Source organism: Mesorhizobium sp. M8A.F.Ca.ET.208.01.1.1, from assembly GCF_004791315.1.
GTDB lineage: Bacteria > Pseudomonadota > Alphaproteobacteria > Rhizobiales > Rhizobiaceae > Mesorhizobium.
Genome location: NZ_SRUT01000001.1, coordinates 620173 through 646175, shown reverse-complemented (window position 1 = coordinate 646175; position 26003 = coordinate 620173). Strand labels below are relative to the sequence as shown.

Below are 26003 nucleotides of genomic sequence, written 5' to 3'. Positions count from 1 at the left end.
ACTCTTCTCGAATCGCGCCCTTGACAAATTCAGATTAACGTACCACCTTATTTCGTACCACCATACGACGTACCACCCTATGATGTCTAGATCGCGAGGAGCGCCCATGACCGACAAGAAGCCACTCTCCCGTGTCCAGAAGCAACGCGAGATCCGCGTCGCCGCCGGATGGCAGGAGGTGAAGGTGTGGGTCCCCACTGAAAAGGACGCCGAAGATATCCGTAACCTGGCCGAGGAGCGTCGAAAAAAAGCCGAAGCGCTCGAAGGCCTCCACCACGAGGTGAAAACAGTGACACTAGAAACCCAGACCCGCATCGCCCATGCGATTGCCGAGCACGGCTCGGCCGCCTACACTCACTCTTCCGGGGCAGTCCTCGATCTGATGACGAAGCTCGCCGACGAGGACGATCTCCAGAGCTTCTCGCGTGCCTTCATCATCCTGGCGCGCGCAAAGCCGACTAATGCCGCATCGGTCGCGAGCTTCATACCGGCGAAGATCAGCAACTTTCTCGTCAAACATCGGGGCGTCGACGCGCGTATGATGATGAACTGGACCCACACTCATCCCGAATGGACCGACCGCCTCAAGGAGGCGGTTCGCGATCCGGAACGGTTCGAGCTGGTCGTCGAGGCCATGGCGCAGGAAATGAAGCGCCCTCACTGACTGCTTCACACCCCCAAAGGAGGCCCGGCGAAAGCCGGGCTTTTTTAATGCCCGCGTCGGGCGCTGCCCAACGCGGGAAGTTCGAGAGCAAGAGGACGGCCGGGACGGGTTTGAGCCCGTCCGGTCGAGAGAGAGCGCCGGGCCCGCTCACCGTGTCCTGCTCTCCGAGGTTTCCTCCATGCCTTACTCCCTGCTCCCCGCGGTCGAGCCCGCGACCCCGCCTCAGCCCGCACTCAAAGCGCCTCCAGCCTCCGCCATCCTTGCTGCTGTCGGCCACCTCCTCCCTCATCTGGAAAAGGGCCGCCCCGTCGACGCCGCGGTCCTTCGCTCCGCCATGGAACAGGCCTTCGGTGCGTCCGACGCCAGCGGCGCCTGGGACTGGAAGACGGCTTACGACGCCTGTGAGGCAGCCACCGTCCTGTTCCTGCACAAATACGGAAAGCCGCTTTTCCGCAAAGCCGCGTCTCCGGCTGCACGTCTCTCCGCGCTCACCAAGATCGCGAGCCTGCTACCGACCCATACGCGCCGGTCTGAGGAAGCTCAGGCTTTCCAGCAGTTCTCGACGCCGATCCCTCTCGGCCTGGCGGCATTGACCGCCACGTCGCTTACACCCTCAGATCGGGTGCTGGAGCCCTCGGCCGGCACCGGCCTAATCGCGATCCTGGCGGAGGTCGCCGGCTCCGATCTCATCCTCAACGAGCTGGCCGAGGCTCGCGCCGATCTGCTCGCAGCCCTCTTTCCGGCCGTTTCGGTCACGCGCTTCGACGCAGTCCAGATCCACGATCACCTCGATCGCGCCGCCATCCCCAGCGTCGTCATCATGAACCCGCCATTCTCCGTCATGGCGAACGTCTCCGGGCGTGTGGCGGACGCCGCCTATCGCCACATCGCCTCGGCGCTTGCGCGGCTCGCTCCGGGCGGTCGGTTGGTCGCGATCACCGGCGCCAATCTCTCGCCCGAGCTGCCGGCCTGGCGAGACAGATTCGTCCGGCTGCAGGAGCGCAGCCGCGTCGTGTTCACCGCGGCGATCGCGGGCTCGGTCTATGCCAAGCACGGCACGAGCATCGAAACGCGCCTGACCGTCATCGACAAAGCGCCGGCCAAGGATGCGGCTCGCTTTCCCGAATCCCCTGGTGTTGCAGCGGACGTGGCGACGCTGCTCGCCTGGATCGAGCGGGACGTCCCACCACGGCTCGCCGTCACGCTGCCGAAGGCAAGGCCCGACGCCGCACCGCGCACCGTTCGCGGCTATCTCGCCCGGGCGGCAGCCGCAGCGCCCGCCCGGCGCACGGCTGAGATCGAGGGCGTGCCGCTCGACTATGAGACCGTGGACTGGACGCCGCCCGAGGGTGGCCGCCTGTCGGACTCGATCTACGAGGTCTATACGCTCCAGTCGATCCGCATCCCGGGCGCGCAGCCGCATCCCACCAAACTGGTGCAATCGGCCGCCATGGCGTCAATCGCGCCTCCGAAGCCGAGCTACCGTCCGACGCTTCCGGTGGCTATCGTCACCGACGGCGTGCTGTCCGACGCTCAGCTCGAAACGATCATCTATGTTGGCGAAGCCCACGGCGAATTTCTCAGCGGCGCCTGGACCGTGGACGAGACCGGCGATCTCGTCACCGCTGCGCCGGATGATGCGCCGAACGTCATCCGCTTCCGCCGGGGCTTCATGCTCGGCGACGGCACGGGCGCCGGCAAGGGCCGCCAGTCCGCCGGCATCATTCTCGACAATTGGCTCCAGGGGCGCCGCAAGGCCGTCTGGATTTCCAAGTCCGACAAGTTGCTCGAAGACGCCCAGCGCGATTGGTCAGCCCTCGGCATGGAGCGCCTGCTAGTCACGCCGCTGTCGCGCTTCCCGCAAGGGACTTCCATCCGGCTGCACGAAGGCGTCCTATTCACCACCTATGCTACGCTACGGTCCGATGACCGCGGGGAGAAGCTTTCGCGCGTCAAGCAGATCGTCGAATGGTTGGGCTCCGACTTCGACGGAGCGATCATTTTCGACGAGTCCCACGCGATGCAGAATGCCGGCGGCGGCAAGGGAGAACGGGGCGACGTGGCCCCGTCGCAGCAGGGCCGTGCCGGGCTCCGGCTCCAGCACGCGCTCCCCAACGCCCGCATCGTCTACGTCTCGGCGACCGGCGCCACCACCGTCCACAATCTCGCTTATGCCCAGCGGCTCGGTCTCTGGGGCGGCGACGACTTCCCCTTCGCCAATCGCGCCGAGTTCGTCGAGGCGGTGGAGAATGGCGGCGTCGCGGCCATGGAGGTGCTCGCCCGCGATCTGCGCTCGCTCGGGCTCCACACGGCCCGGTCGCTTTCCTATGACGGCATCGAATACGAGTTGGTCGAGCATCAGCTCACGCCCGAGCAGACCCGCATCTACGACGCCTATGCCGGCGCCTTCGCCATCATCCACAATCATCTCGATGCGGCGATGCAGGCCGCCAACATCACCGGCGACAGCGGCACACTGAACCGACAGGCGAAGTCGGCGGCGCGCTCGGCCTTCGAGAGCGCCAAGCAGCGCTTCTTCGGCCATCTGCTGACAAGCATGAAGACCCCGACGCTCGTCCGCTCCATTGAGCAGGACCTAGCCGACGGGCACACCGCCGTCATCCAGATTGTCTCCACCGGCGAAGCGCTGATGGAACGACGCCTCGCCGAGATCCCCACCGAGGAATGGAACGACGTGCGCGTCGACATCACGCCGCGCGAATATGTCCTCGACTACCTCGCCCATTCCTTCCCGGTGCAGCTCTACGAACCGTTCTCCGACAGCGAGGGCAATCTGTCGTCGCGGCCGGTCTACCGGGACGGCCAACCCGTCGAGAGCCGGGAAGCCGTCGCCCGCCGCGACAAGCTGATCGAGCGGCTCGCCTCTCTGGAGCCTGTTCCCGGCGCCCTCGACCAGATCGTCCAGCGCTTCGGCACCGATGTCGTCGCCGAGGTGACCGGCCGTTCGCGGCGCGTGGTGCGCAAGGGCGAGCGCCTTGTCGTCGAGAACCGGGCAGCGTCGGCCAATCTCGGCGAGGCGGCCGCTTTCATGGATGACCAGAAGCGCGTTCTCGTTTTCTCGGACGCCGGCGGCACCGGCCGCAGCTATCACGCGGACCTTGCCGCCAGGAACCAGCGCCTGCGCATCCACTATCTACTGGAGGCCGGCTGGAAGGCCGACGCCGCGATCCAGGGCCTCGGCCGCACCAACCGAACCAACCAGGCGCAGCCGCCGCTCTTCCGGCCGATCGCCACCGACGTGAAGGCCGAGAAGCGCTTCCTCTCGACGATCGCGCGCCGGCTTGACACGCTCGGCGCTATCACGCGCGGCCAACGCCAGACCGGCGGCCAGGGCCTGTTCCGGCCCGAGGACAATCTCGAAAGTCCGTATGCCCGCGATGCGCTGCGCCAGCTCTACCTACTGCTCGTCCGCGGCAAGGTCGAGGGCTGCTCGCTCGACCGCTTCGAGTCCGCCACCGGGCTGAAGCTAATGGACGACAACGGCATCAAGGACGAACTGCCACCGATCACCACCTTCCTCAATCGCCTGCTGGCCCTCACCATCGACCTGCAGGGCGTGCTCTTCACCGCCTTCGAGCAGCTCCTTACCGCCAAGGTCGAGGGCGCGATCCGCAGCGGCGTCTATGACATCGGGCTCGAGACATTGCATGCCGAGAGCTTCGTCGTCACCGACAGCCAGATGATCCACACGCATGCCGGCACCGGCGCGGAGACGCGGCTGCTCACCATCACGCGCCGGCAGTGCAATCGGCCGACGACGCTAGCAGACGCGCTCGACCTTCTCTCCGATCCACGGGCGCAGCTCTTGGTCAACGGCCGCTCCGGCCGCGCCGCCGTGCAGATCCCCGCCCCATCAATGATGCTCGACGATGGCGAGATCGAGCGGCGCGTCTGCCTGGTCCGGCCTATGGAACAGCAATATGCCCCGCTGCGCATGATGGACGAGAGCCACTGGGAGGAAGCCGATCACGGCACCTTCGCGGCAGCGTGGTGTGCGGAACTGAACGAGGTGCCGGAGTTCTCCGACAGCACGATCCATATCGTCGCCGGCCTGCTGTTGCCGATCTGGAAGCGTCTGCCGCACGAGTCGACGCGGGTCTATCGGCTCCAGACCGATGCAGGCGAGCGCATCATCGGCCGCCGCGTCTCGCCCGCCTGGGCGGCGAACGCCGTGACGACGGACGCCGCGTCGCTGACCCCGGAGCAGGCTTTCGCCGCCTTGATGGACGGCACGACGATCCTCGATCTCGCCGATGGGCTCCAGCTCCGCCGCGCTCGGGTCATGAGCGCCCACCGACTGGAACTGACCAATTTCGCCGAGGCCATGCGGGATCGTCTGCGGGCCTATGGCCTGTTCAGCGAGATCATCTCGTGGAAGCTCCGCTTCTTCGTGCCGGTCGACGCGACCGGGCCTGGCGTCCTCGCCAAGTTGCTCGAAACCTTCCCGGTGGCGCGCATCTCCGAGCGGGAGGCTGCGTGATGGCACGTCAGGACCCTTCCGATCTTGCCCATCGTCTCGGCCGGCAGGCCGAGGCGGTGTGCCGGCACTACCTCCCCAGCGGTCGCCGCGAGGGCGGCTACTGGCTGGTGGGCGACGTGCGCAACACGCCGGGCCGGTCGATGTACGTGCGGCTGAAGGACTCGCCGAAGGGCCTCGCCGGCAAATGGACCGATGCCGCGACCGGCGAGCATGGCGATCTCCTCGACGTCATCCGCGAGAGTTGCGGCCTCATCGATTTCAAGGACGTCGCGGACGAGGCCCGGACCTTTCTCAGCATGCCCACACCCGAGCGGGGACCTCGCGAACCGCAGGTGCAGACCACGACGCCGCACGGCTCGCCCGAAGCGGCCCGACGGCTGATCCGCATGTCGCAAGCGATCCACGGCACGCTCGTACAGGCGTATCTCCGGGAACGCGGCATTACGGATTTACGCGGAACCGGAAGCCTGCATTACCACCCGCGCTGCTATTATCGCCCCGACGAGCATTCGCCGACCGAAACCTGGCCGGCAATGATCGCGGCCGTCACCGACCTCGACGGCAAGATCACCGGGGCGCATCGCACCTGGCTCGATCCGCGCCGTCGCGACAAGGCTCCGATCGACACGCCAAGGCGGGCGATGGGTGATCTTCTCAGGCATGCGGTCCGCTTCGGCATCGGTGGCGAGGTGATGGCGGCCGGCGAAGGCATCGAGACCGTGCTGTCGCTCCGGCAAGTCCTTCCCGACATGCCGATGTTGGCGGCGCTCTCGGCAGCCCATCTCGCCGCCATCCTGTTCCCCGACACACTGCGGCGGCTCTACATCGTCCGCGATAACGATCCCGCCGGTGACGGGGCGCGCGACAGCCTGATCGAACGGGCCAATGCGGCGGGGATCGAGGCGATCGTCATCTCGCCCGAACTGGGCGACTTCAACGAGGATCTCCGCACCCTCGGCCTGGATGCGCTGCGGATGGGAACCCGATTGCAGGTCGCACCGCAGGACGTGGCTCGCTTCATGGCGTTGGCGGCATAGCCGGCAGGAGAACGGGAGTGCGGGACGCCGCCGTGCTCGGCGGACGCGTCAATCCGTCGAAGGCGGACCGCGCCTCGGCCTTCTAGGGGGCGATCGGCCCACAAGCCGGCCAGCCGGGCAATGGCGGCGGCCGACTATTTTCCGGCGGCCCTGCGGGCCTTTCCATCGCGAGACAAAATAGCCGGCCTTAGCCATCGAGCCCTCCGCTCGCACTCCGGGTGCCCGGCCGTCCGGCCCGTGGGCTTCGTCGCCATGAAGGCCGCGACGGTCGCGGTCCAACCGACAGAGCATCCCATGCGCGAGCACGACGACTACGAACCGCATCACGAACCCTCACCCACAGACCCTGTCCTCAACGAACTCCAGCTCTACGGCTATCGCCCCTTCACCGACGAGCCCGACCAGCGGCTTCTGCCCGATGGCAACCAGGTCGCGGGCGCCGTCGCCGACATCTTCGACGCCCTGATTAGCACCCTGGAGGACACGCGCCTCGAACCCGACCTCGGCGATCTCCTCTGGTCGACCGTCAACGTCTTCCACCGCGCCACCGACCGGATCAGCCGGGAACTGGACGATAACGAGCAGGCCCAGAAGCGGGCGCAGCGGGAACAGGACGGCAGCGAGGTGAAGTCGGTCGAGCTGGAGCGCCTGACCGCCGAGGGCATGACGCTGATCGAGCGCCAGAACGCCTTCGAACTGATGCGCGACCAGGCAGCCGAACATTACGAACGCCACGTCGGCAAGACCTGGCTTCCGCGCAGCGGATCAAGGGTCAGCCACCGCAATCTCACCTCGGCGATGATCGACAGCCGCGACTTCCTGGCAGCGAAACGGCGCGCCGAGCAGACGATCCTTCTTCCCCCTGGTCCGAAAATCCTTGTCACCGGCGGGCTCGACTTCAACGACTACCGGCTGATCTGGGCCAAGCTCGACCAGGTCCACGAAAAGCACCCGGACATGGTGCTGATGCACGGCAAGTCGCCGAAGGGCGCCGAGAAGATCGCATCCTTTTGGGCGACGAACCGGAACGTGCCGCAGATCGGTTTCGCACCGGACTGGACGAAGCACGGCCGCGCAGCGCCCTTCAAGCGCAACGACGAGATGCTGGAAATCCTGCCGAAGGGCGTGATGCACTTCCCCGGCACCGGCATCAACGACAACCTCGCCGACAAGGCCAAGAAGCTCGGAATCCCGGTGTGGAAGTTCGGCGGCGCGTGAGCGCCGGCTAGCCCAGATCCACCTTCCAGAACTTCAGCACACTTTCGACCTCGGCCTTAGGGTAGTGCAGAAAATCGGCGTTGACGAGATCGGATCGGATCTTCGATTTTCGCTTGGCGATCTCGCCCTCGATACGCGATGTGAACGGCGCTGTTCCTGGTGGCAGGACGCCACGCCGTTCCGCACTAGGCCAACTCTTTGGGTAGTCGGGCGGGGTCCAACCGGATCGCACCTGCTCCGCCTGCGCCGCAACCGACTGGTGCTCACACGCCCATCCGTACAGATGGAAAGAGCATACGCGCAACATCGCCTTGATCTCAGGGAGGGTGTCGGTGAACCCCTTCAGCGGGGTCGGCAACCACACCATGTTAGCGACGCAGGAGAAGAAGCGCGGATCCTGCACGACGCTGCTTTGCTGCGCGAATGACGGATCGTCGTAACCCCAGATGTGACAGACAGTCCAATTCTTCGGCTTTGGCGACGCGCCACCCAGAGCGGCAACCAGAGCGTTGAGCGCGGCGACATTTCCCTCGAACTTTTCGGCCGTGATCTTCGTCGCCTTGCGCGTGTTCGTATAGCGACGCGACCATGCTGCATCGTAGAGCGCTCGACCGCGCGCAGTATGTGGCGCCCAGATCGGCAGACGGCGGAAAGTCTCTGGGTTGACCCATCGGGCTGTCCGCTCGATCAGCTCGACCACCGCCGGGATATCATCCCGCAGAGCCTCGTTACCGTCTGGAATGTGAAATCCGGCTTCCATCATTCGCCCCCGTGTCCTCCGACGCGGACGACCAGGACACGGCTCGAATCCAACGCAGCGAGGCTGTTGAGGAGCGACCCTAGCTCCGGTCAAAGCGAGACACCATCTCCCGCTTCCATCGCGCTCGTCCTTGGTCCGGCCGAGGGCCTGACGCCATCAACCCGTGAAGGGTCGGCTATGCACGCATGCCGCCGCTGCGGCTTTGCCTCCGCGGTGATTGCGGCCCTCGGCCAGACACATCGGGCGCCTGTCGCGCGGGAGATGGTCTCCCGCCTCCAAGACAGGAGCCGGAACGATGTCCCTCAACGATGCACACGCATACGCTTTCAGCCTCGCCGCCACCCTCATGGTCGCCATCGTCATCTTCAAGGCCGGCGACGGCACGCATTCGGTCACGCCCATCACCGAGTTCGACGGCGACGCCGAGGTCGTGGCGGAGATCGATCCCTTCGCCCCCTAACGGGCGTTGCTCTGGCGAGGCGGAGATCCTGCTGGATTTCCGCTCCCGCCGCCGCACTTCTTCATTTATACTCAAGATCGCGCTGTGGTGGTGGTGGAAGGCGCGACCGTCAGACCTTTCTCGCGGAGACAACCACCATGATCTTCATCGGCATTCTCTTCAGCATCGCGGCCATCGGCTTCCTCTGCTGGTTGCTGTTCACGCTCGCCATCTTCGCTTTGCCCTTCTTCGCGGGCGTCACCGCCGGAATGTGGGCCTATGACACCGGCGCCGGGTGGCTCGGCGCCATCCTCGTCGGCGCGCTCGCAGCCGGGCTCACCTTCGGCATCGGCCAACTCCTGCTCGTTTTCGTCCGGCCGATCTGGGCACGCATAGCAATCGCGCTCGCATTCGTCGCTCCCGCCGCGCTCGCCGGCTACCACGCCACACATGGCATCGTGAAACACACCATGCCGTCAGAGGGTTGGCAGATCGCCTTTTCCGTTGTTGGCGCGGTCGCGGTTGGCGTGACGGCGCTGATGCGAATGGCTGCAATGGCGACGCCCGGTTCGACCGGACAGGGCCTAGCGCAGGGTTGAACGCACCGAAGCGGCGGGGGTAGACTAGGCGCTGGGCGGGACCCTTCCGCCTGGATCGTCACGAGCGTTGGGGGACGCAGCGAGGGCACGAACAGGCAGCTCGGACCGATCACCGCCTGTCGCCTCATTGGAGCGATGATTGAGATCCAGTGGCGCACGCTTCTCGGCTGACGAAGGTCTGTTGCTGTCCGTGTCTTGAACTCGGTGTTTGGCAACAATTTCCGAATCCCCGAAGGCCTGGGCGACGGAAGCATCGACACCGGCGGACGTCATAGCCAGATCTCCGCGGGACGCGGTGTCGCCACGTTCTCCGTTGATGCATCTCTATCAGGTCGACCGCTCCAAAACGGCCTCTTCAATGGGCTGATCTGGCCGAAGGTCGGCTGCGCCTCGATCGCCTATGCCGCAATGGCGCCGATCGACTTTCTTCCCCTGCCGGCTGCGCCGACATTCCTCGCGAAACAAGAAACTCGCCTGGCTGCCATCCTCCGCTGACGCTGCGGTCGCAAGCGATGCCGCGTCGATCGCCTCCGGCCCACCGATCGCCATCGAGGCCGCAATGGTGCGGGCTCGGAACAGAGTTCAAGGAGAACTACCATGGCGACTATCGGCACCTTCAAGAAGACCGGCAACAACGAGTTCACCGGCGAAATCGTCACCCTCAGCCTGCAGACCAAGAACGTCCGCGTCGTGCCCGAGGCCAACCGCTCCGGCGACAACGCCCCCAGCCACCGCGTCTTCGTCGGCCGGGTCGAAATCGGCGCCGCCTGGTCGAAGCGCTCCAATGAGGGTCGCGACTATCTGGGCCTGAAGCTGGACGATCCGAGCTTCACCGCTCCAATCTACGCCAACCTCTTCGACGACGAGGAAGGCGAAGGTTACAGCCTCATCTGGTCCCGCCCCAACGGCCGCCGCAACGGGGAGTGAGACCCCCGACCATGGCCCCGCCCGGATCGAACCGGGCGGGGCCTTCCGCTTTGTGGGCGACCGAATCAGTTGACACCCGAATGGCTGCCGCGCCAACTATCTAAGGCAGTATCGGCTAGCGCCGACCACGCAGAACGACTATAATAGTCGTAGTTCTAGCGTGTTGGTTGGTGTTGGTGGGAGGTGATCATGCATGATCACCGCCCGACAATCACGGGCCGCACGCGCGTTGCTCGGATGGAACCAGGAGACGCTCGCTGACAAGGCCCAGGTATCACTGACCGCGCTGAAGCGCCTCGAATCCGCGAGCGGGCTCGATGTGTATGAGACCACGCGCGATCAGGTCCGGCGGGCACTTGAAGGCCATGGCATCCTCCTCCTGACCACCGACCAAGGCGAAGGCGTGATGGTGGTCCGTGGGAAGATCGACAAACGATAGAGCCGAATCTGCAAGCTTCAGGCCTTGGTCGGGACGTTGCCGTCAACGACGCAGGTTTTGCTGCGCGGCAACCGGCGTATGGTTAACAATTCGCTCCGGAATGGATAAGAATAATTCCAGGGGAGAACTGTGACCAAGGTAGATTTTCTAGACGAGCCGCCGGCTAGCGTGGTGCTCACGTCCTATGATCGTGAGCACATGAAGCTCTATCTGCGCCTGCTCGACGCGGAGACGGACGGCGCCGATTGGCGCGAGGCCGTCCGTATTCTCTTCGGCCTTGATCCAGACCGAGACCCCGAGCGTGCCCGGCGGGTCTATGGCACCCATCTCGCCCGTGCCCGCTGGATGACGACCCACGGCTATCGCGAGCTTGTCCGCGAAGGCTATCGTCACTGAGCCGTGGTGATGCCGCGGCGGCAACACCTGTTGCCGGGCCAGGGACTTCCTTCTCATCGCTCAACCGGGAATTGTAGCCAGCTCGAAACGCGTGAATATTGCGAGCTAGGAGGATTTCCATGTCGCACGACAGATCCCGGTGGCGATCGTCATCAAGCTACGATTACGTCGATCAGCTCACTGCCCCCGATATCGGTTGGGAATGGTTGCGACGAAACGATGAGTATCAGCGCGATTATGCCGAATTCAGCAGCGCTTCGACAGATTCACCACCACTGATCGAACGCGTTGGCCGACGGTGGGGTTTGCGATTTCCTTGTCGCCCCTGCTCGGAAATCCACCGAAACGCGAGTGTTCTGGCTTCCGGAAGAAGACACCGGCTCGGTGATACTGACACCGGCGCCAGCGTCCTTCGCTGCGGATAGGACGCCCCTCCCGCAGCCGGGACACGTAGGCGATCAGGCATCAGAATACGGCCCCCACGTCCTGCACGATTTGAGCAATGGGCAACGTCTGCACCTTGCGTTTCCCGCTGACGGATCGGCCGGCGCGCCACTCGTGGCCGTGATCCCGCTTGGTATCGAGGGCTTCGATCGCATGGAGGCGGTCGCGCGACTTCTCGCGTCCCTCCATGGCCGCGCCATTCCACCAGACACGCGCCTCACCCGTCAGCAACTGGCCCGCGCGCGGCGCATGTTGCAGGCCGTTGACGGACATCGTTACGGCGCGAGCCAGCTTGAGATCGCGCAAGTGATCTTCCGGCTCAAGCCCATCCGTCGCGACGACTGGCAAAACGCGCCGGAACGCTACGCGACCATGGACCTGATCAAGGACGGCCTCGCCATGATCGCGGGCGGCTATCGCAAGCTGCTTCGTCATCGTCGCCGACCCTAGCCGGATCATACGTGGCCAGCGGTGTGGGAACTTAGCACCCACCAACTCCCCACTGCATCTACGCGGTTTCCCTTCGCCATCGTGGCCTTCGTCAGCCGCTGAACGCCAGCGGCCTCAACGAACACCACGGAGGCCCTATCCATGAGACCTGATCTCGCTGTTTTGCCGCCGCGCTTTCTACGCACCAAGGAAGCCGCCGAATTCCTCAGTCTCTCCGCTCGCACCCTCGAAAAGCACCGCACCTACGGAACTGGCCCCTCCTATCGCAAGCTCGGTGGCCGTGTCGTCTACGCTGTCGACGACCTGCAGGCCTGGACCGAACGCGGCGCCGTTACCTCGACCTCTGATCCGCGCGGCACAGTGCTTCCCGCCAAGCGCCAAGACACCGCGCCGCCCGCGCATGCCAGCCGCCACGCGCGCTGACCGCTTCGGGTTCCCTCTCAATGACGGCTCGACATCGCCCACTCTCGGAGCGCGGACAACTCGATCTGTTCCACGCACTTCCCGGCGACTTCGCGCCTCGCGACACGCAGGATCTCATGGCCTATCCGTTTTTCTCCCTCTCCAAATCACATCGCACCGCGCCGATCGACTTCGTCGCCGGCGACGTGTCGATCCGTGTCGAGGCGGTGCCCGATCACGGCATGGCGACCATCTGGGATGCTGACATCCTGATCTGGGCGGCGAGCCAGATCGTCGAGGCACGCGACGCGGGTCTGCGCACATCGCGCCTGATGGCGGCGACGCCCTATGAGATTTTGAACTTCATCGGCCGCGGCGTCGGCCTGCGTGACTACCAGCGGCTGAAGGCCGCCCTCGACAGGCTTCAGTCGACCACCGTCGCCACCTCGATCCGCCAGCCGGCGGAAGGTCGCCGGCATCGATTTTCCTGGATCAACGAATGGCAGGAGCGCATCGACCGCAACGGTAGGCCGGCCGGCATCGAGTTGATCGTCCCCGACTGGTTCTATCGCGCCGTCCTCGATGACGCGCTCGTGCTCACGATCGACCGGGCGTATTTCGATCTCACCGGCGGGCTCGACCGCTGGCTCTATCGCCTAGTGCGCAAGCACGGCGGCAAGCAACGCAACGGCTGGCGCTTCGACTTCCGTCACCTCCATCAGAAATCCGGAAGCCTCTCCCCTTTCAAACGCTTCGCCTTCGAGCTGCGCGACATCATCCGCCGTCAGCCGCTCCCAGGCTACACGCTGTTCATCGAAGTCGAAATCGGCGGCCGAGTGCTGCTCGCCTTCGAACCGTCGGCCCCCTGTGGACAAGCTGTGGACGGCCTCGTGCTATCGGGAACCGGGACTATCGTGCCATCGGGAACCGCAGGCTCGTGCTATCGGGAACCCAAACAGGGCATAAGTCACGGAAAACAAACCCGGAATGGCGCCCTTAACTTAGAGTCTAACCAAGAATCTAACTTTAGAAGACGCGCGCGCGATGTGGAAAACATCGCCGGCCGGCCCGAAAACGCGACCTCCCTGCCTCTCGATCCAGCATCGGGAGAGGCGAAATGATCGTCGCGCTCCTCAATCAGAAAGGTGGCGTCGGCAAGACGACGCTGGCCCTGCATCTCGCCGGCGAATGGGCCGCCGGGGGAAAGCGCGTCACGCTGATCGACGCGGACCCACAAGGCTCCGCTCTCGACTGGTCGCAGCAGCGCGCTCGCGAAGCGCTCCCGAGGCTTTTCGGCATCGTTGGTCTGGCGCGCGACACGCTGCATCGCGAGGCTCCGGAGCTGGCGCGAGACGCCGATCACATTGTTATCGACGGCCCGCCGCGTGTCGCCGGGCTGATGCGCTCGGCGCTGCTCGCTGCCGATTTGGTGTTGATCCCGGTGCAGCCTTCTCCGTTCGACGGTTGGGCCTCGGCCGAGATGCTATCGCTGCTCAGCGAGGCGCGCATCTATAGGCCGCAGCTCGCCGCCCGCTTCGTGCTGAACCGCTGTGGTGCGCGCACTGTCATCGCCCGCGCGACGGCCGAGACGCTTGCCGATCACGATCCGCCGGTGCTGAGCGCCACCATCGGCCAGCGCGTCGCCTTCGCTGACGCTGCGCAATCCGGCCGCCTAGTTTCCGAACTGGATGAAGACAGCCCCGCTGCCCGTGAGATCGCCGCGCTCTGCGCCGAGATCGGGAGGGTCGCGCTATGAGCGAGCGATCCCCGAAGCGCAGTTTCGCCACGCGCCCCGCCGATCCCGAGGGCTGGGTCAAGGCATCCGCTGCGTCCGCAACGCGCGGGATGGCCGATGGCGGCTTCACCGCCCGGCTGACCATCGACGTCACCCCGGACCTGCGCGGGCGCATCAAGATCGCCGCCTTCCAGCGCGGCGTCACTGTCGCCGACATGCTGCGCGAGTTGCTCGCGCGCGAATTTCCGAGCACCGAGGGAGAGCCATCATGACCGGCACTGCGGCTCCCCGCGTGCGCGGCGGCCCCGCGCCGGCCGGCCCGCCCCCGTTCACAACGCTGGTTGAACTAACGTGGATCGAGAAGAAAACCGAAAACTGGATCCGCTTCGGCCACGACACCTACGAGCAGATCATCGATCGCTGCCGCCGTGTCATGGGCTTTGCGCCGAACAGCGCCTTCGCCTTCGTCCGCTGGGCGGCGAACGAGTTCGGAACGGTCATCTCGCGCATCGACATCGTGCGCGCGGTTGGCGCCGGTGCGCCGTTCCAGACGCTGCCCTTCGTGCGGCCTGGTGGCGACATCCTGTTGAAGATCGAAGGCTGGCCAAAGGTCGAGCGCGTGCTGCAGGCGATCGACGCCATCGAGGCGATCGGCGTGGATCCGGTCGACGTTTCGCCCGATCACTGGCGCCACGTCCACAATCGCCTGACCGCGGGCGAGACACCCCGCGCCTACAGCGCCGATCAGCATCAAGCCTTCCTTCTGCGCCGGAGGGCCGAGCCATGAGCCGCTTCGGTTACGTCATGGCGACGTATTTCGCGACAATGGGTGTCGCCATCGCGGCCTTCCTTCCGTTGCCGCTCAAATTCATCTGGAACGCCTCCGCGAGTGCCCCGCTTGGGCTCTACGCGATCGACTCCGACGAACTGCCCCAGACCGCGGACCTCCTCGCCGTCGATGCCCCCGAACCGCTCGCGACCTTCCTGGCCGAGCGCGGTTACCTGCCGCACGGCGTGCCTTTGATGAAGCGCGTCGCCGGCGTTGCCGGGCAGCGCGTCTGTCGCGCGGGCCGCACGATTTCGGTCGATGGCATCGACATGGCCGAGGCGCTCGATCGCGACCGATTGGGCCGAGCCCTGCCGAGTTGGCAAGGCTGCCGCGTCATCGCCGTGGGCGAGATCTTTCTGATGAACTGGCAGGTCCGCGACAGCCTCGACGGCCGCTACTTCGGCCCCGTTTCGACCGACACGATCATCGGCCGGGCGACGCCTCTCTACACCGATGAAGGGGGCAACGGCCGCTTCGAATGGCGCGCGCCAACGCGGTGACACGCACGTCCATCCCGTCCTCCACCGCATAGCAAAGGAGCCTTCCCATGCCCCAGATCGGAGAATTCACCCACACGAAATCGGGCTACTCCGGCCGCGTCCGCACGCTCTCGCTCGACGTTGAACTGACGCTGGTTTCGGCCGAACCGTCGAACGCTGAGAACGCCCCAGACTATCGTATCCACCTCGGCGACGAAGACGGACCGGAGGTCGGCGCTGGCTGGAAACGCACTGGCGAACGCGCCGGCGACTACGTCTCATTGCAGCTCGACGATCCCGTCTTCGTGCAGCCGATCCGCGCTAACCTGTTCCAGTCAGGCGACGATAAGACCGCCTGGGGCCTGCACTGGAACCGCGCGCCAAGACGCTCCGAGCGGGAATGAGCCGATGCCCTGGCCCTTCCTCCCTCGTCGCAAAAGCACTGCTGCCGGGCGTCATCGTGCCGCCCTGCATGCAGGCCTCCTTCTCCTTTCCGGCTTGCTTCTCGTCGGCGCGCCATCGGGCATCACGCTGGCGCAGAGTGTGCCGGGCGACCATGCGACTTCCATCGATCCCTATGCAGCCCACATCGCCGAGGCAGCACGGCGCTTTGGCATTCCGGCGGCCTGGATCAGGGCGGTCATGCGTGTCGAGAGCGCGAACGACCTGCGCGCTGTCTCGCGGAAGGGCGCGATCGGCTTGATGCAGCTCATGCCCGGAACCTGGGCGGAGCTGCGCGTCCGTCATTCGCTCGGCACGGATCCCTTCAATCCGCGCGACAACATCCTGGCGGGCGCGGCGTATCTGCGCGAACTGCACGATCACTACGGCTCGCCGGGTTTTCTCGCCGCGTATAATGCGGGACCAGGCCGATATGAGGAATATCTCGCCGGCCGTCCCTTGCCGGCGGAAACACGCGCCTATGTGGCCGCGCTCCTCCCTATCTTCGGCGGCGGTGAACTAACCGCTTCGGCGACCGTCGCCGCCGCCGCCAATCCGCACGCCTGGACCAGAGCGCCGCTGTTCATCGCGCAGTTCGAGCGCACCACGACTGCCGATCCTGTGCAGCGCGGCGGTACGCGGGACGATGCGCCAATAGCAACGATCGCACGCGATGTCTCTGCCATCGCGCCTCAGTCGGGCGGCCTGTTCGTCGCCCGCAATCGTATGGGAGAGCCACAATGACGGCATTCGCACTTTGGCGCGGTGTAGCGGGCTTCCGATCAGGTTGGGCAGGAGGATGGGGACGGCAGGGAAACACGACCAACAGACGGCGAGATAAAAGCGCATGCCCGAAACGCTGTAAGCCTCTGAAGAGGCTCGCGTTTTGGCGTGCATGGCGGTCGGTCGCGGGCATGAAGCCCGTTTTTATTGAGGAATTTCAAAGCCTCCATATGCACGGCCCCGAAATGCTGCTCCTCGGAGCTGCGTCATGACCAAGGGCGATAGCGATTTTCGGGTCCGGCCTGCGCGCATCAACACCACGCGTGCGCCGAAGGCGAAGAGCTTCCTTAGCCAGGTGCTGCGGGCCGCAAAAAAGGCGGGCCATACCGGCGCCTCGGCGTCAGGCAGACGCGCGTCCGGTTATGGCCGCTCGACCTTTGGCCGGGGGCGCGGCAGCTTCAGCCGCAGCCGCCTGTTCAACTCGACCCGCCGCGTCGTCGTCAAGGCGCGCGTCGTGCGGCATCAGGGCCGATCCTTCCGCTCCGCGCCGCTGTCGGCGCATCTGTCTTACCTCAAGCGCGAAGGCGTCAGCCGGGACGGAGAAAAGGGCGTGATGTTCGACGCCGGCTCCGATCGCACTGAGGATCTCGCCTTTGCCGACCGGTCTAAGGACGACCGGCACCATTTCCGCTTCATCGTCTCGCCCGAGGACACCGGCGAGATGACCGACCTCAAGGCCTTTACGCGCGAACTCGCGAGCCAAATGGAAGCCGATCTGGGGACGCGGCTCGACTGGGTCGCAGTCGACCACTGGAACACCGACAATCCGCACGTCCATCTGCTCGTGCGCGGTGTGGATGAGACCGGCGCCGATCTCGTGATCTCGCGCGACTATATCAGCCGCGGTCTTCGGTCACGCGCCGAGGATCTGGTGGCGATCGAGCTTGGCCCAAAACCTGAGCACGAAATCCGTAGCGCCCTGGAGAAGGAGGTCACCGCCGAGCGGTGGACCCGCCTCGATGTCGAGATCCGCGGCCAGGCCGACGACGTCGGCGCCATCGACCTGCGCCCCGACTCCAGCGACGCCCCTAACCCGGAGATCCGCCGCCTGATGATCGGCCGTCTTCAGCGTCTCGAGAAGATGGGGCTCGCCACCTCGACCGGCTCCGGGGAGTGGATGGTCGGCATGGAAGCTGAACGCCATCTTCGCGACCTCGGCATGCGCGGCGACGTCATCAAGACCATGCACCGCGCCTTCACCGAGCGCGGCCAGGATCGTAGCGTCGCCGATGTGATCGACGGCGGGGCCGGCTCGCCGATCATCGGCCGGCTGGTCGACAAGGGTCTCCACGACGAGCTGACCGGTGAAGCCTATGCCGTAATCGACGGGACCGACGGCCGCGCCCACCACGTCCGCTTCCATGGCATCGAGGCCTTCGAGCATGCGCCGCCAGTCGGCGGCATCGTCGAGGTTCGACGGTTCGGCGGCCCGGAGGACCAGCGGCCGACGTTGGTGCTCGCCACCCGTTCTGACTTCGATCTGCGCAGCCAGATCACCGCGCCGGGCGCCACCTGGCTCGACCACCGTCTGGTCGAGCGCGACCAGATGCCCCTCTCCATGGGTGGATTCGGCCGCGAGGCGCGCGACGCTATGCAGGCCCGGGCCGAACATCTCGCTGACGAAGGGCTCGGTCGCCGCCAGGGCCAGCGCATCATGCTCCAGCGCGATCTCCTCAGCTCGCTGCGCCGCCGCGAGCTGGACGCCGTGGGCGAGAAGCTGTCGGCCGAGACTGGCCTGCCTCAAGTGAAGGCTGCGGCCGGCGAGCATGTCTCGGGCACCTATAGCCAGCGGCTGACGCTCTCCTCGGGCCGCTTCGCCATGATCGACAACGGGCTTGGCTTCCAGCTCGTGCCCTGGTCGCGCGAGATCGAACGCAAGCTAGGCCAGCACATCGCCGGCGTCGCCCGCGATGGCGGCGGCATCGAGTGGAGCCTGGGGCGCCAGCGCGACCTCGGCCTTTAGCCACGAACAAGAGACAAGGAGGACGCCTATGTCCGCGACCAAAATCCTCTGGGGCCAGATCATTATTGTGTTCCTGATCGTCTTGATCACGACTTGGGGCGCGACGCAGTATGTCGCCTGGCAGCTTGGATTTCAGGCCCAGCTCGGAGCGCCTTGGTTCAGGCTCGCCGGCATGCCCATCTATTTCCCGCCCGCCTTCTTCGCCTGGTGGTTCTCCTATGACGCCTATGCGCCGGAGATATTCACACACGGCGCCTTCATCGCCTCGTCGGGCGGCTTCATTTCGATCGCGGTCGCCATCGGCATGTCGGTCTGGCGGGCGCGGGAAGCCAAGAACGTCGAGACCTACGGCTCGGCGCGTTGGGCCGATAAGGGAGAGGTGAAGGCGGCAGGGCTGCTCGGCCCGGATGGCGTAGTGCTTGGCAAACTGGAGCGCGACTATCTCCGACATGATGGGCCCGAGCATGTGCTGTGCTTCGCGCCGACACGCTCCGGCAAGGGCGTTGGGCTGGTTGTGCCGTCGCTGCTGACCTGGCCGGGTTCGGCCATCGTCCATGACATCAAGGGCGAGAATTGGCAGCTCACCGCCGGCTTCAGGGCGAAGCGTGGCCGCGTGTTGCTTTTCGACCCGACCAATCCGAAATCCGCCGCATACAATCCGCTGCTCGAAGTGCGCCGCGGTGATTGGGAAGTCCGCGACGTCCAGAATGTCGCCGACGTGCTGGTCGATCCGGAAGGCTCGCTCGACAAGCGCAATCACTGGGAGAAGACCAGCCACTCGCTGCTGGTCGGCGCGATCCTGCATGTCCTCTACGCGGAAGCAGACAAGACACTTGCCGGCGTCGCCGGCTTCCTCTCGGACCCGAAGCGGCCGATCGAGACGACGCTGAAGGCGATGATGACGACGCCGCATCTTGGGGCGAAGGGGCCGCATCCCGTCGTCGCCTCCACGGCGCGCGAACTCCTCAATAAATCCGACAACGAGCGCTCCGGCGTGCTCTCGACCGCCATGTCGTTTCTTGGCCTCTATCGCGATCCCGTCGTCGCCCAGGTGACGCGGCGCTGCGACTGGCGCATCGCCGACCTGATCGCCGATCCGCGTCCGGCGACGCTCTACCTCGTGGTGCCGCCATCCGACATCTCACGGACCAAGCCGCTCATCCGCCTCGTGCTCAATCAGATCGGCCGCCGTCTGACGGAGGACCTGCACGCCAAGGAGCGAAAGCATCGCGTGCTGATGATGCTGGACGAGTTCCCGGCGCTCGGCCGTCTCGACTTTTTCGAGTCCGCACTCGCCTTCATGGCCGGCTACGGCATCAAGAGCTTCCTGATCGCGCAGTCGCTGAACCAGATCGAGAAGGCGTACGGGGCGAACAACTCGATCCTCGACAACTGCCATGTCCGTGTCAGCTTCGCGACTAACGACGAGCGGACAGCGAAACGCGTCTCCGATGCACTCGGCACCGCGACCGAAATGAAGGCGATGAAGAACTATGCAGGGCACCGGCTTTCGCCTTGGCTCGGCCATCTGATGGTGTCGCGCTCGGAGACCGCTCGCCCGCTGATGACCCCAGGCGAGGTGATGCAGCTTCCGCCGACCGAAGAAATCGTCATGATCGCCGGAACCCCGCCGATCCGCGCGCAAAAGGCGCGCTATTATGAGGACTCCCGCTTCAAGGAGCGGGTGCTGTCGCCACCCGATCCGCAGACGTCCGGACGTACGTCCCGCGCGGACGGCTGGTCGGCGCGCTCCCCACAGAAACCCGACGCGCTGCTGCTCGCCGAAATGGAGAAGGCGGAAGGCGATCCGGCCAATAGCGGCCTGCGCCGCGAGCCCGAGCTTCCCGATCATGTGGCCATCGTCAAGGAGACGACCGACCAGCAGCCGGCGGAGGAGTTCGCGGTTCTGCTCGACGAGGAGCCCGAAGATGTCGCCCGCCAGCGGCAGGCGCTGCGCCGCCAGATGAGCGGCGTGGCCCGTCAGGTCTCGCTCGATCCCAACGACGGCATGGACCTGTAGGAGGCGATGATGCGAGACCGCCTGAACCTCACCTTGCCTGTCGAAATGATCACGCGGATCAACGAGTTGTCGGAACGCAAGAAGATCCCGCGATCGGCCATCGTCGAGGCGGCTGTGGCGTCGTTCCTGTCGCCTGATGCCGCCGATCGACGCGAGGCCGCCTTCACCCGCCGGATGGATCGGCTCTCCCGGCAGGCCCAGCGGATCGAGCGCGATCTCGGCGTTACAGCCGAGACACTCGCGCTATTCGTCCGCTTCTGGCTGACGATCACGCCGCCGTTGCCCGGTGACGCGCAGGCCGCAGCCCAAATCAAAGGTCGGGAGCGCTTCGAAGGCTTTGTCGAGACGCTCGGCAAAAGGCTTCAGAAGAGTCAGAGCTTTCTGCGGGAAATCCCGAACGATATCGCCGGCAGGGTTCGCGGCGATGACGACGACTCGCCAGCAGAAGACCGGTAGTTTCCGCTTGTCATCGATTAATCAGAGTCGATTCCGCCGTTCTCCTGTATTTGCACGCTAGGCTACTACGACGATCTAATCTTGTTGAAGCGGCCTGAGTTCTGGCTCTTTTAATCTCCCCGATCCAGGGCCGCGTGTCGTGCGCGCCCGCGATAGAACGGGGACGACGTGGCGACAACTCACCAGAAATCCGAAGCGATCGTGCGGGGCGCGCGTATGTTGCGCACCGCCCTTGGCCCCGCCATCGCCCGGTTTCTGGAAGATCCCGCGATCGTTGAGGTGATGCTCAACCCCGACGGACGGCTCTGGATCGACCGACTTTCCGAGGGGCTTTCCGATACGGGTGAGCGGCTCTCGCCCGCCGACGGCGAACGGATCGTGCGCCTGGTCGCGCACCATGTCGGCGCCGAGGTGCATGCAGGCAGCCCGCGCGTTTCGGCCGAACTGCCCGAGACAGGGGAGCGGTTCGAAGGCCTGCTGCCTCCTGTCGTCTCGTCGCCTGCATTTGCAATCCGCAAACCCGCCGTCGCCGTCTTTACTCTCGATGATTATGTCGCCGCCGGCATCATGACGAAGGCACAATCCGAGGCGCTACGCGACGCCGTCGCGTCCCGGAAAAACATCCTCGTCGCCGGCGGCACCTCGACCGGCAAGACGACACTCACCAACGCGCTCCTGGCCGAAGTCGCCAAGACGGACGATCGCGTCGTCCTGATCGAGGACACGCGCGAGTTGCAATGCGCCGCGCCCAACCTCGTCGCGCTGCGCACCAAGGACGGCGTCGTCTCGCTCTCCGATCTGGTGCGCTCCAGCCTGCGGCTCCGACCAGACCGGATTCCGATCGGCGAGGTCCGCGGCGCTGAAGCCCTCGACCTTTTGAAAGCTTGGGGCACCGGCCATCCGGGCGGTATCGGCACCATCCACGCCGGCACCGCGATCGGCGCGGTGCGCCGCCTCGAGCAACTCATCCAGGAAGCCGTCGTCACCGTCCCGCGCGCGCTGATCGCCGAGACCATCGATCTCGTCGCCGTCCTTTCCGGCCGCGGCACCCAGCGACGCCTAACCGAACTCGCCTGTGTCGATGGGCTCGGCCCGACCGGCGACTACGCCATCACCCTCGCAGCATCCGAACCTTCGGGAGATCCAGCATGATCCGTTATTCGCACCATATACGCCGTCACATCGCAACTGCGGCGGCCGTCACCTTCCTGTCGATCGCCCTGACGCCCGCCGCCTATGCGTCGGGCTCGTCCATGCCATGGGAGCAGCCGCTCCAGCAGATCCTCCAGTCGATTGAAGGCCCGGTGGCGAAGATTCTCGCGGTGATCATCATAATCGTCACCGGTCTGACGCTGGCCTTCGGTGATACGTCGGGTGGCTTCCGCCGACTGATCCAAATCGTCTTCGGTCTGTCGATCGCGTTCGCCGCCAGCTCGTTCTTCCTGTCGTTCTTCTCGTTCGGCGGTGGGGCGCTCGTCTGATGGCCGGTCCGACCGAACATGCCGGCGAGGTGCCGGGCTTCTCCGTTCCGGTCCACCGGGCGCTGACCGAGCACATCCTGCTCGGCGGCGCCCCGCGCGCGATCGCCATCCTCAACGGCACGCTGGCGGCGGCGCTCGGTCTCGGGCTGCGTCTTTGGCTGGTCGGCCTCGGCCTTTGGGCCATCGGGCACTTCGCCGCCGTCTGGGCGGCCAAGCGCGATCCCCAATTCGTCGATGTGATGCGCCGCCATCTGCGCATCCCGGGCCACTTGGCGGTCTGAGGAGCGGCATCGATGTTGAACCTAGCTGAATATCGCAATCGCAACACCCGGCTTGCCGACTTCCTGCCCTGGGTCGCCCTGGTCGGCGAAGGCGTCGTTCTCAACAAGGACGGATCGTTCCAGCGCACGGCCCGTTTCCGCGGCCCCGATATGGATTCCGCCGTGCCGGCCGAACTGGTCGCCGTCGCCGGCCGGCTCAACAACGCCTTCCGGCGTCTCGGCTCCGGCTGGTCGATCTTCGTCGAAGCGCAGCGCCATGCGGCCGGGACCTATCCCTCCAGCATGTTCCCGGATTCAGCGTCGGGTCTGTTGGATGCCGAGCGCAAGGCCGACTTCGAGCAGGCGGGCACGCATTTCGAGTCAAGCTACTTCTTGACCTTCCTCCATCTCCCGCCTGCCGAGGATGCCGCGCGCACCGAAGCCTGGCTCTACGAAGGCCGCGAACAATCGGGCGTCGATGCCCATGAGATCCTGCGCGGCTTCATCGACCGCACCGATCGCGTGCTGCAGCTCGTCGAAGGTTTCATGCCCGAATGCCTCTGGCTCGACGACGGCGAGACGCTGACCTACCTCCATTCCTGCGTCTCGACCAAACGCCACCGCGTGCGCGTTCCCGAGACGCCGATGTATCTCGATGCCCTGATCGCCGACCAGACGCTCACCGGCGGGCTGGAGCCGAGATTGGGAACGGCGCATCTGCGCATCCTCACCGTCGTCGGCTTTCCGACGGCAACCACGCCTGGATTGCTCGACGATCTCAATCGGCTGGCCTTTTCCTATCGTTGGTCAACCCGGGCGATCCTGCTCGACAAGACCGATGCGACCAAGCTGCTGACGAAGATCCGGCGGCAATGGTTCGCCAAGCGCAAATCGATCGCCGCCATCCTGAAGGAGGTGATGACCAACGAAGCCTCGGCTCTCGTCGACACCGATGCCGCCAACAAGGCAGCTGACGCCGATCTAGCGCTTCAGGAACTCGGCGCCGATTATGCCGGCCAGGCCTATGTGACGGCGACCGTAACGGTCTGGGATGAGGATCCGCGCATCGCCGCCGAGAAGCTGCGGCTGGTCGAGAAAATCGTCCAGGGTCGCGACTTCACGGCAATGCCCGAGACGATCAACGCCGTCGACGCCTGGCTCGGCTCGCTGCCCGGCCACGTCTACGCCAATGTCCGGCAACCGCCGATCTCCACGCTCAATCTCGCCCACATGATCCCGCTGTCGGCGGTGTGGGCGGGGCCGGAACGGGATGAGCACTTCGGGTCGCCCCCCTTGCTCTACGGCAAGACCGAGGGAAGTACCCCGTTCCGGTTTTCCCTTCATGTCGGCGATGTTGGCCACACGCTTGTCGTCGGCCCGACGGGCGCGGGCAAATCCGTCCTGTTGGCGCTGATGGCGTTGCAGTTCCGCCGTTACGCCGAATCTCAGGTGTTCGCTTTCGACTTCGGCGGCTCGATCCGCGCGGCGGCGCTCGCCATGCGCGGCGACTGGCACGATCTCGGCGGCGGCCTGACCGAGGGATCGGCCACCTCAGTCTCGCTTCAGCCGCTGGCCGGCATCGACGAGGTTCCGGAACGCGCCTGGGCGTCCGACTGGATTATCGCGATCCTGATGCGCGAGGGCGTGCCGATCACGCCTGACGTGAAAGAACATCTGTGGTCGGCGCTGACCTCATTGGCCTCCGCCCCGATCAACGAGCGCACCATCACCGGCCTCGCCGTCCTCCTGCAATCGAACGACCTGAAACAGGCGCTGCGCCCCTATTGCATCGGCGGCCCCTACGGCCGGCTGCTCGACGCCGAGGCCGAGTATCTGGGTGAAGCCTCGGTGCAGGCTTTCGAGACCGAGGGCCTGATCGGCACCGGCGCCGCGCCCGCCGTGCTCGCCTATCTGTTCCATCGCATCGAGGACCGGCTCGACGGCCGGCCGACGTTGCTGATCATAGACGAGGGCTGGCTCGCGCTTGATGACGAGGGCTTCGCTGGTCAGCTGCGTGAGTGGCTGAAGACGCTGCGCAAGAAGAACGCCAGCGTCATCTTCGCCACCCAGTCGCTGTCGGACATCGATAATTCGGCCATCGCACCCGCCATCATCGAGAGCTGCCTGACCCGCCTGCTGCTGCCGAACGAGCGTGCGATCGAGCCACAGATCACCGCCATCTATCGTCGCTTCGGCCTCAACGACCGCCAGATCGAAATCCTCGCGCGGGCCATGCCGAAGCGCGACTACTACTGCCAGTCGCGGCGCGGCAACCGACTGTTCGAGCTGGGCCTGTCCGACGTCGCGCTGGCGCTCTGCGCCGCGTCCTCGAAGCAGCACCAGACTCTGATCGCCGAAGTGTTCGCCCGGTCCGGCCGTGATGGCTTCCTGCACGAGTGGCTCGCCGAATGTTCGCTCGGCTGGGCGGCGGATGTCATCGCCGATCTCACCAACGTCATTCCCCAGACCGCCATCCCCACCAGCCAAGAGGTTTCGTCATGACCCGTATTCGATCCCGCACGCGCGCCGCTCGGCTCGTCTTCTCCATCCTGGCGGCGCCGTTGGCGCTGGCGCCGCTGCTGACCTCGCCTGCACACGCCATCATCGTCTACGACCCCACCAACTACGCGCAAAATGTCCTTCAGGCGGCCCGCGCGCTTGAGCAGATCAACAACCAGATCACCTCGTTGCAAAATCAAGCGACGATGCTGATCAACCAAGCCCGCAATCTCGCAAGTCTGCCCTTCTCATCGCTCCAGCAGCTTCAGCAATCCGTCCAGCGAACACAACAGCTCCTCACCCAAGCGCAGAACATCGCTTACAGCGTCCAGGATATCGACAAGGCATTCCAGACCAAATACGGCAACATCTCGCTATCGGCATCCGACCAACAGCTTGTCGCTGACGCGCGTTCGCGTTGGCAGAACACGGTCGGCGGCCTACAGGACTCCATGCGCGTCCAAGCTGGCGTCGTCGGCAACATCGACACCAACCGGACGCAGATGTCGGCGCTGGTCGGTCAAAGCCAGGGCGCGACCGGAGCGCTTCAGGCCACGCAGGCCGGCAACCAGCTCCTCGCGCTGCAGGCGCAGCAACTCGCCGACCTCACGGCCGTCGTCGCCGCCAATGGCCGGGCGCAGGCGCTCCAGTCCGCCGAGCAAGCCACGGCTGCCGAACAGGGCCGCGAGCAGCGCCGTCGCTTCCTTACCCCCGGCTCCGGCTATCAGCCCGGCAACGCCCGGATGTTCCAGAGCGGCAACTGAGGGTGCGATCATGGATG

The 26003-nt window shown here is 65.4% G+C and carries 29 protein-coding genes; 28 read left to right on the top strand and 1 reads right to left on the bottom strand.

Going from position 1 to position 26003, the window contains the following annotated elements; all coding sequences use genetic code 11:
* Positions 1-106 precede the first annotated feature (106 nt).
* The 4 genes from EN851_RS03150 (at position 107) to EN851_RS03135 (ending at position 7420) form a co-directional block, all read left to right on the top strand.
* Positions 107-664 carry a hypothetical protein gene (locus EN851_RS03150; RefSeq protein WP_245458733.1) on the top strand — a complete coding sequence of 186 codons (558 nt, stop codon included), beginning with the start codon at positions 107-109 and terminating at the stop codon, positions 662-664.
* A 178-nt stretch (positions 665-842) separates the two neighbouring features.
* Complete coding sequence (locus EN851_RS03145) at positions 843-5165, top strand: strawberry notch family protein (protein WP_135928530.1); 4323 nt, start codon at positions 843-845, stop codon at positions 5163-5165.
* Complete coding sequence (locus tag EN851_RS03140) at positions 5165-6202, top strand: toprim domain-containing protein (RefSeq protein ID WP_135928529.1); 1038 nt, start codon at positions 5165-5167, stop codon at positions 6200-6202. Before EN851_RS03145 ends, EN851_RS03140 begins: the two co-directional genes overlap by 1 nt.
* A 294-nt stretch (positions 6203-6496) precedes the next feature.
* Positions 6497-7420, top strand: a complete 924-nt coding sequence (locus EN851_RS03135) for a DUF2493 domain-containing protein (protein WP_135929144.1) — start codon at positions 6497-6499, stop codon at positions 7418-7420.
* 7 nt (positions 7421-7427) lie between these two features.
* Here the strand turns inward: EN851_RS03135 and EN851_RS03130 are convergent, their stop codons facing one another.
* Positions 7428-8183 (bottom strand): hypothetical protein, encoded by a 756-nt coding sequence (locus EN851_RS03130; protein ID WP_245458731.1) that lies wholly within the window; start codon positions 8181-8183, stop codon positions 7428-7430.
* Positions 8184-8475: 292 nt separating this feature from the next.
* Between EN851_RS03130 and EN851_RS36150 the strand changes: the two genes are divergently transcribed.
* The 24 genes from EN851_RS36150 to trbJ all read left to right on the top strand — a co-directional run bounded on the left by EN851_RS36150 (position 8476) and on the right by trbJ (position 25986).
* Positions 8476-8640: a hypothetical protein gene (locus EN851_RS36150; RefSeq protein ID WP_189521753.1), complete on the top strand. Its 165-nt coding sequence runs from the start codon at positions 8476-8478 to the stop codon at positions 8638-8640.
* 137 nt (positions 8641-8777) lie between these two features.
* The gene (locus EN851_RS03125) at positions 8778-9218 is read left to right on the top strand and encodes a hypothetical protein (RefSeq protein WP_135928528.1); all 441 of its coding nucleotides are present in this window, start codon (positions 8778-8780) and stop codon (positions 9216-9218) included.
* A 195-nt stretch (positions 9219-9413) separates the two neighbouring features.
* The gene (locus EN851_RS36145; protein ID WP_189521752.1) at positions 9414-9713 is read left to right on the top strand and encodes a hypothetical protein; all 300 of its coding nucleotides are present in this window, start codon (positions 9414-9416) and stop codon (positions 9711-9713) included.
* 102 nt (positions 9714-9815) lie between these two features.
* Positions 9816-10145 (top strand): DUF736 domain-containing protein, encoded by a 330-nt coding sequence (locus tag EN851_RS03115; protein WP_135928527.1) that lies wholly within the window; start codon positions 9816-9818, stop codon positions 10143-10145.
* 193 nt (positions 10146-10338) lie between these two features.
* Entirely contained in the window at positions 10339-10584 is a 246-nt protein-coding gene (locus EN851_RS03110; protein ID WP_135928526.1) for a hypothetical protein, read from the top strand.
* Between the two features lie 129 nt (positions 10585-10713).
* Positions 10714-10980 carry a DUF2285 domain-containing protein gene (locus EN851_RS03105; RefSeq protein ID WP_135928525.1) on the top strand — a complete coding sequence of 89 codons (267 nt, stop codon included), beginning with the start codon at positions 10714-10716 and terminating at the stop codon, positions 10978-10980.
* Positions 10981-11099: 119 nt separating this feature from the next.
* Positions 11100-11405 (top strand): DUF6499 domain-containing protein, encoded by a 306-nt coding sequence (locus EN851_RS36980; RefSeq protein WP_245458730.1) that lies wholly within the window; start codon positions 11100-11102, stop codon positions 11403-11405.
* Positions 11406-11538: 133 nt separating this feature from the next.
* A complete protein-coding gene (locus tag EN851_RS36975; protein ID WP_245458729.1) occupies positions 11539-11874 on the top strand; it encodes a DUF2285 domain-containing protein in 336 nt (111 codons plus the stop codon).
* A gap of 141 nt (positions 11875-12015) precedes the next feature.
* The gene (locus EN851_RS03090; protein ID WP_135928523.1) at positions 12016-12297 is read left to right on the top strand and encodes a helix-turn-helix domain-containing protein; all 282 of its coding nucleotides are present in this window, start codon (positions 12016-12018) and stop codon (positions 12295-12297) included.
* 20 nt (positions 12298-12317) lie between these two features.
* Complete coding sequence (locus EN851_RS03085; RefSeq protein ID WP_210234917.1) at positions 12318-13397, top strand: replication initiator protein A; 1080 nt, start codon at positions 12318-12320, stop codon at positions 13395-13397.
* Complete coding sequence (gene parA / locus EN851_RS03080) at positions 13394-14032, top strand: ParA family partition ATPase (RefSeq protein WP_135928522.1); 639 nt, start codon at positions 13394-13396, stop codon at positions 14030-14032. The genes EN851_RS03085 and parA overlap by 4 nt, the downstream gene beginning before the upstream one ends.
* A complete protein-coding gene (locus EN851_RS03075) occupies positions 14029-14283 on the top strand; it encodes a hypothetical protein (protein ID WP_135928521.1) in 255 nt (84 codons plus the stop codon). Before parA ends, EN851_RS03075 begins: the two co-directional genes overlap by 4 nt.
* The gene (locus EN851_RS03070) at positions 14280-14798 is read left to right on the top strand and encodes a DUF2840 domain-containing protein (RefSeq protein ID WP_135928520.1); all 519 of its coding nucleotides are present in this window, start codon (positions 14280-14282) and stop codon (positions 14796-14798) included. Before EN851_RS03075 ends, EN851_RS03070 begins: the two co-directional genes overlap by 4 nt.
* The gene (locus EN851_RS03065; RefSeq protein ID WP_135928519.1) at positions 14795-15340 is read left to right on the top strand and encodes a S26 family signal peptidase; all 546 of its coding nucleotides are present in this window, start codon (positions 14795-14797) and stop codon (positions 15338-15340) included. Before EN851_RS03070 ends, EN851_RS03065 begins: the two co-directional genes overlap by 4 nt.
* Positions 15341-15387: 47 nt before the next feature.
* A complete protein-coding gene (locus tag EN851_RS03060; RefSeq protein ID WP_135928518.1) occupies positions 15388-15723 on the top strand; it encodes a DUF736 domain-containing protein in 336 nt (111 codons plus the stop codon).
* 4 nt (positions 15724-15727) lie between these two features.
* Complete coding sequence (locus EN851_RS03055) at positions 15728-16504, top strand: lytic transglycosylase domain-containing protein (protein WP_135928517.1); 777 nt, start codon at positions 15728-15730, stop codon at positions 16502-16504.
* Positions 16505-16751: 247 nt separating this feature from the next.
* Positions 16752-18506 carry a DUF3363 domain-containing protein gene (locus EN851_RS03050; RefSeq protein WP_135928516.1) on the top strand — a complete coding sequence of 585 codons (1755 nt, stop codon included), beginning with the start codon at positions 16752-16754 and terminating at the stop codon, positions 18504-18506.
* 28 nt (positions 18507-18534) lie between these two features.
* The gene (locus EN851_RS03045) at positions 18535-20526 is read left to right on the top strand and encodes a conjugal transfer protein TraG (RefSeq protein ID WP_135928515.1); all 1992 of its coding nucleotides are present in this window, start codon (positions 18535-18537) and stop codon (positions 20524-20526) included.
* A gap of 9 nt (positions 20527-20535) precedes the next feature.
* The gene (locus EN851_RS03040) at positions 20536-20982 is read left to right on the top strand and encodes a ribbon-helix-helix protein, CopG family (RefSeq protein WP_135928514.1); all 447 of its coding nucleotides are present in this window, start codon (positions 20536-20538) and stop codon (positions 20980-20982) included.
* A gap of 168 nt (positions 20983-21150) precedes the next feature.
* A complete protein-coding gene (gene trbB, locus EN851_RS03035; protein ID WP_135928513.1) occupies positions 21151-22134 on the top strand; it encodes a P-type conjugative transfer ATPase TrbB in 984 nt (327 codons plus the stop codon).
* A complete protein-coding gene (locus EN851_RS03030; protein WP_135928512.1) occupies positions 22131-22463 on the top strand; it encodes a TrbC/VirB2 family protein in 333 nt (110 codons plus the stop codon). Before trbB ends, EN851_RS03030 begins: the two co-directional genes overlap by 4 nt.
* Positions 22463-22744 carry a VirB3 family type IV secretion system protein gene (locus EN851_RS03025; protein WP_135928511.1) on the top strand — a complete coding sequence of 94 codons (282 nt, stop codon included), beginning with the start codon at positions 22463-22465 and terminating at the stop codon, positions 22742-22744. The genes EN851_RS03030 and EN851_RS03025 overlap by 1 nt, the downstream gene beginning before the upstream one ends.
* A gap of 12 nt (positions 22745-22756) precedes the next feature.
* Complete coding sequence (gene trbE / locus EN851_RS03020; protein WP_135928510.1) at positions 22757-25225, top strand: conjugal transfer protein TrbE; 2469 nt, start codon at positions 22757-22759, stop codon at positions 25223-25225.
* The gene (gene trbJ, locus EN851_RS03015; RefSeq protein ID WP_135928509.1) at positions 25222-25986 is read left to right on the top strand and encodes a P-type conjugative transfer protein TrbJ; all 765 of its coding nucleotides are present in this window, start codon (positions 25222-25224) and stop codon (positions 25984-25986) included. Before trbE ends, trbJ begins: the two co-directional genes overlap by 4 nt.
* Positions 25987-26003: the final 17 nt, after the last annotated feature.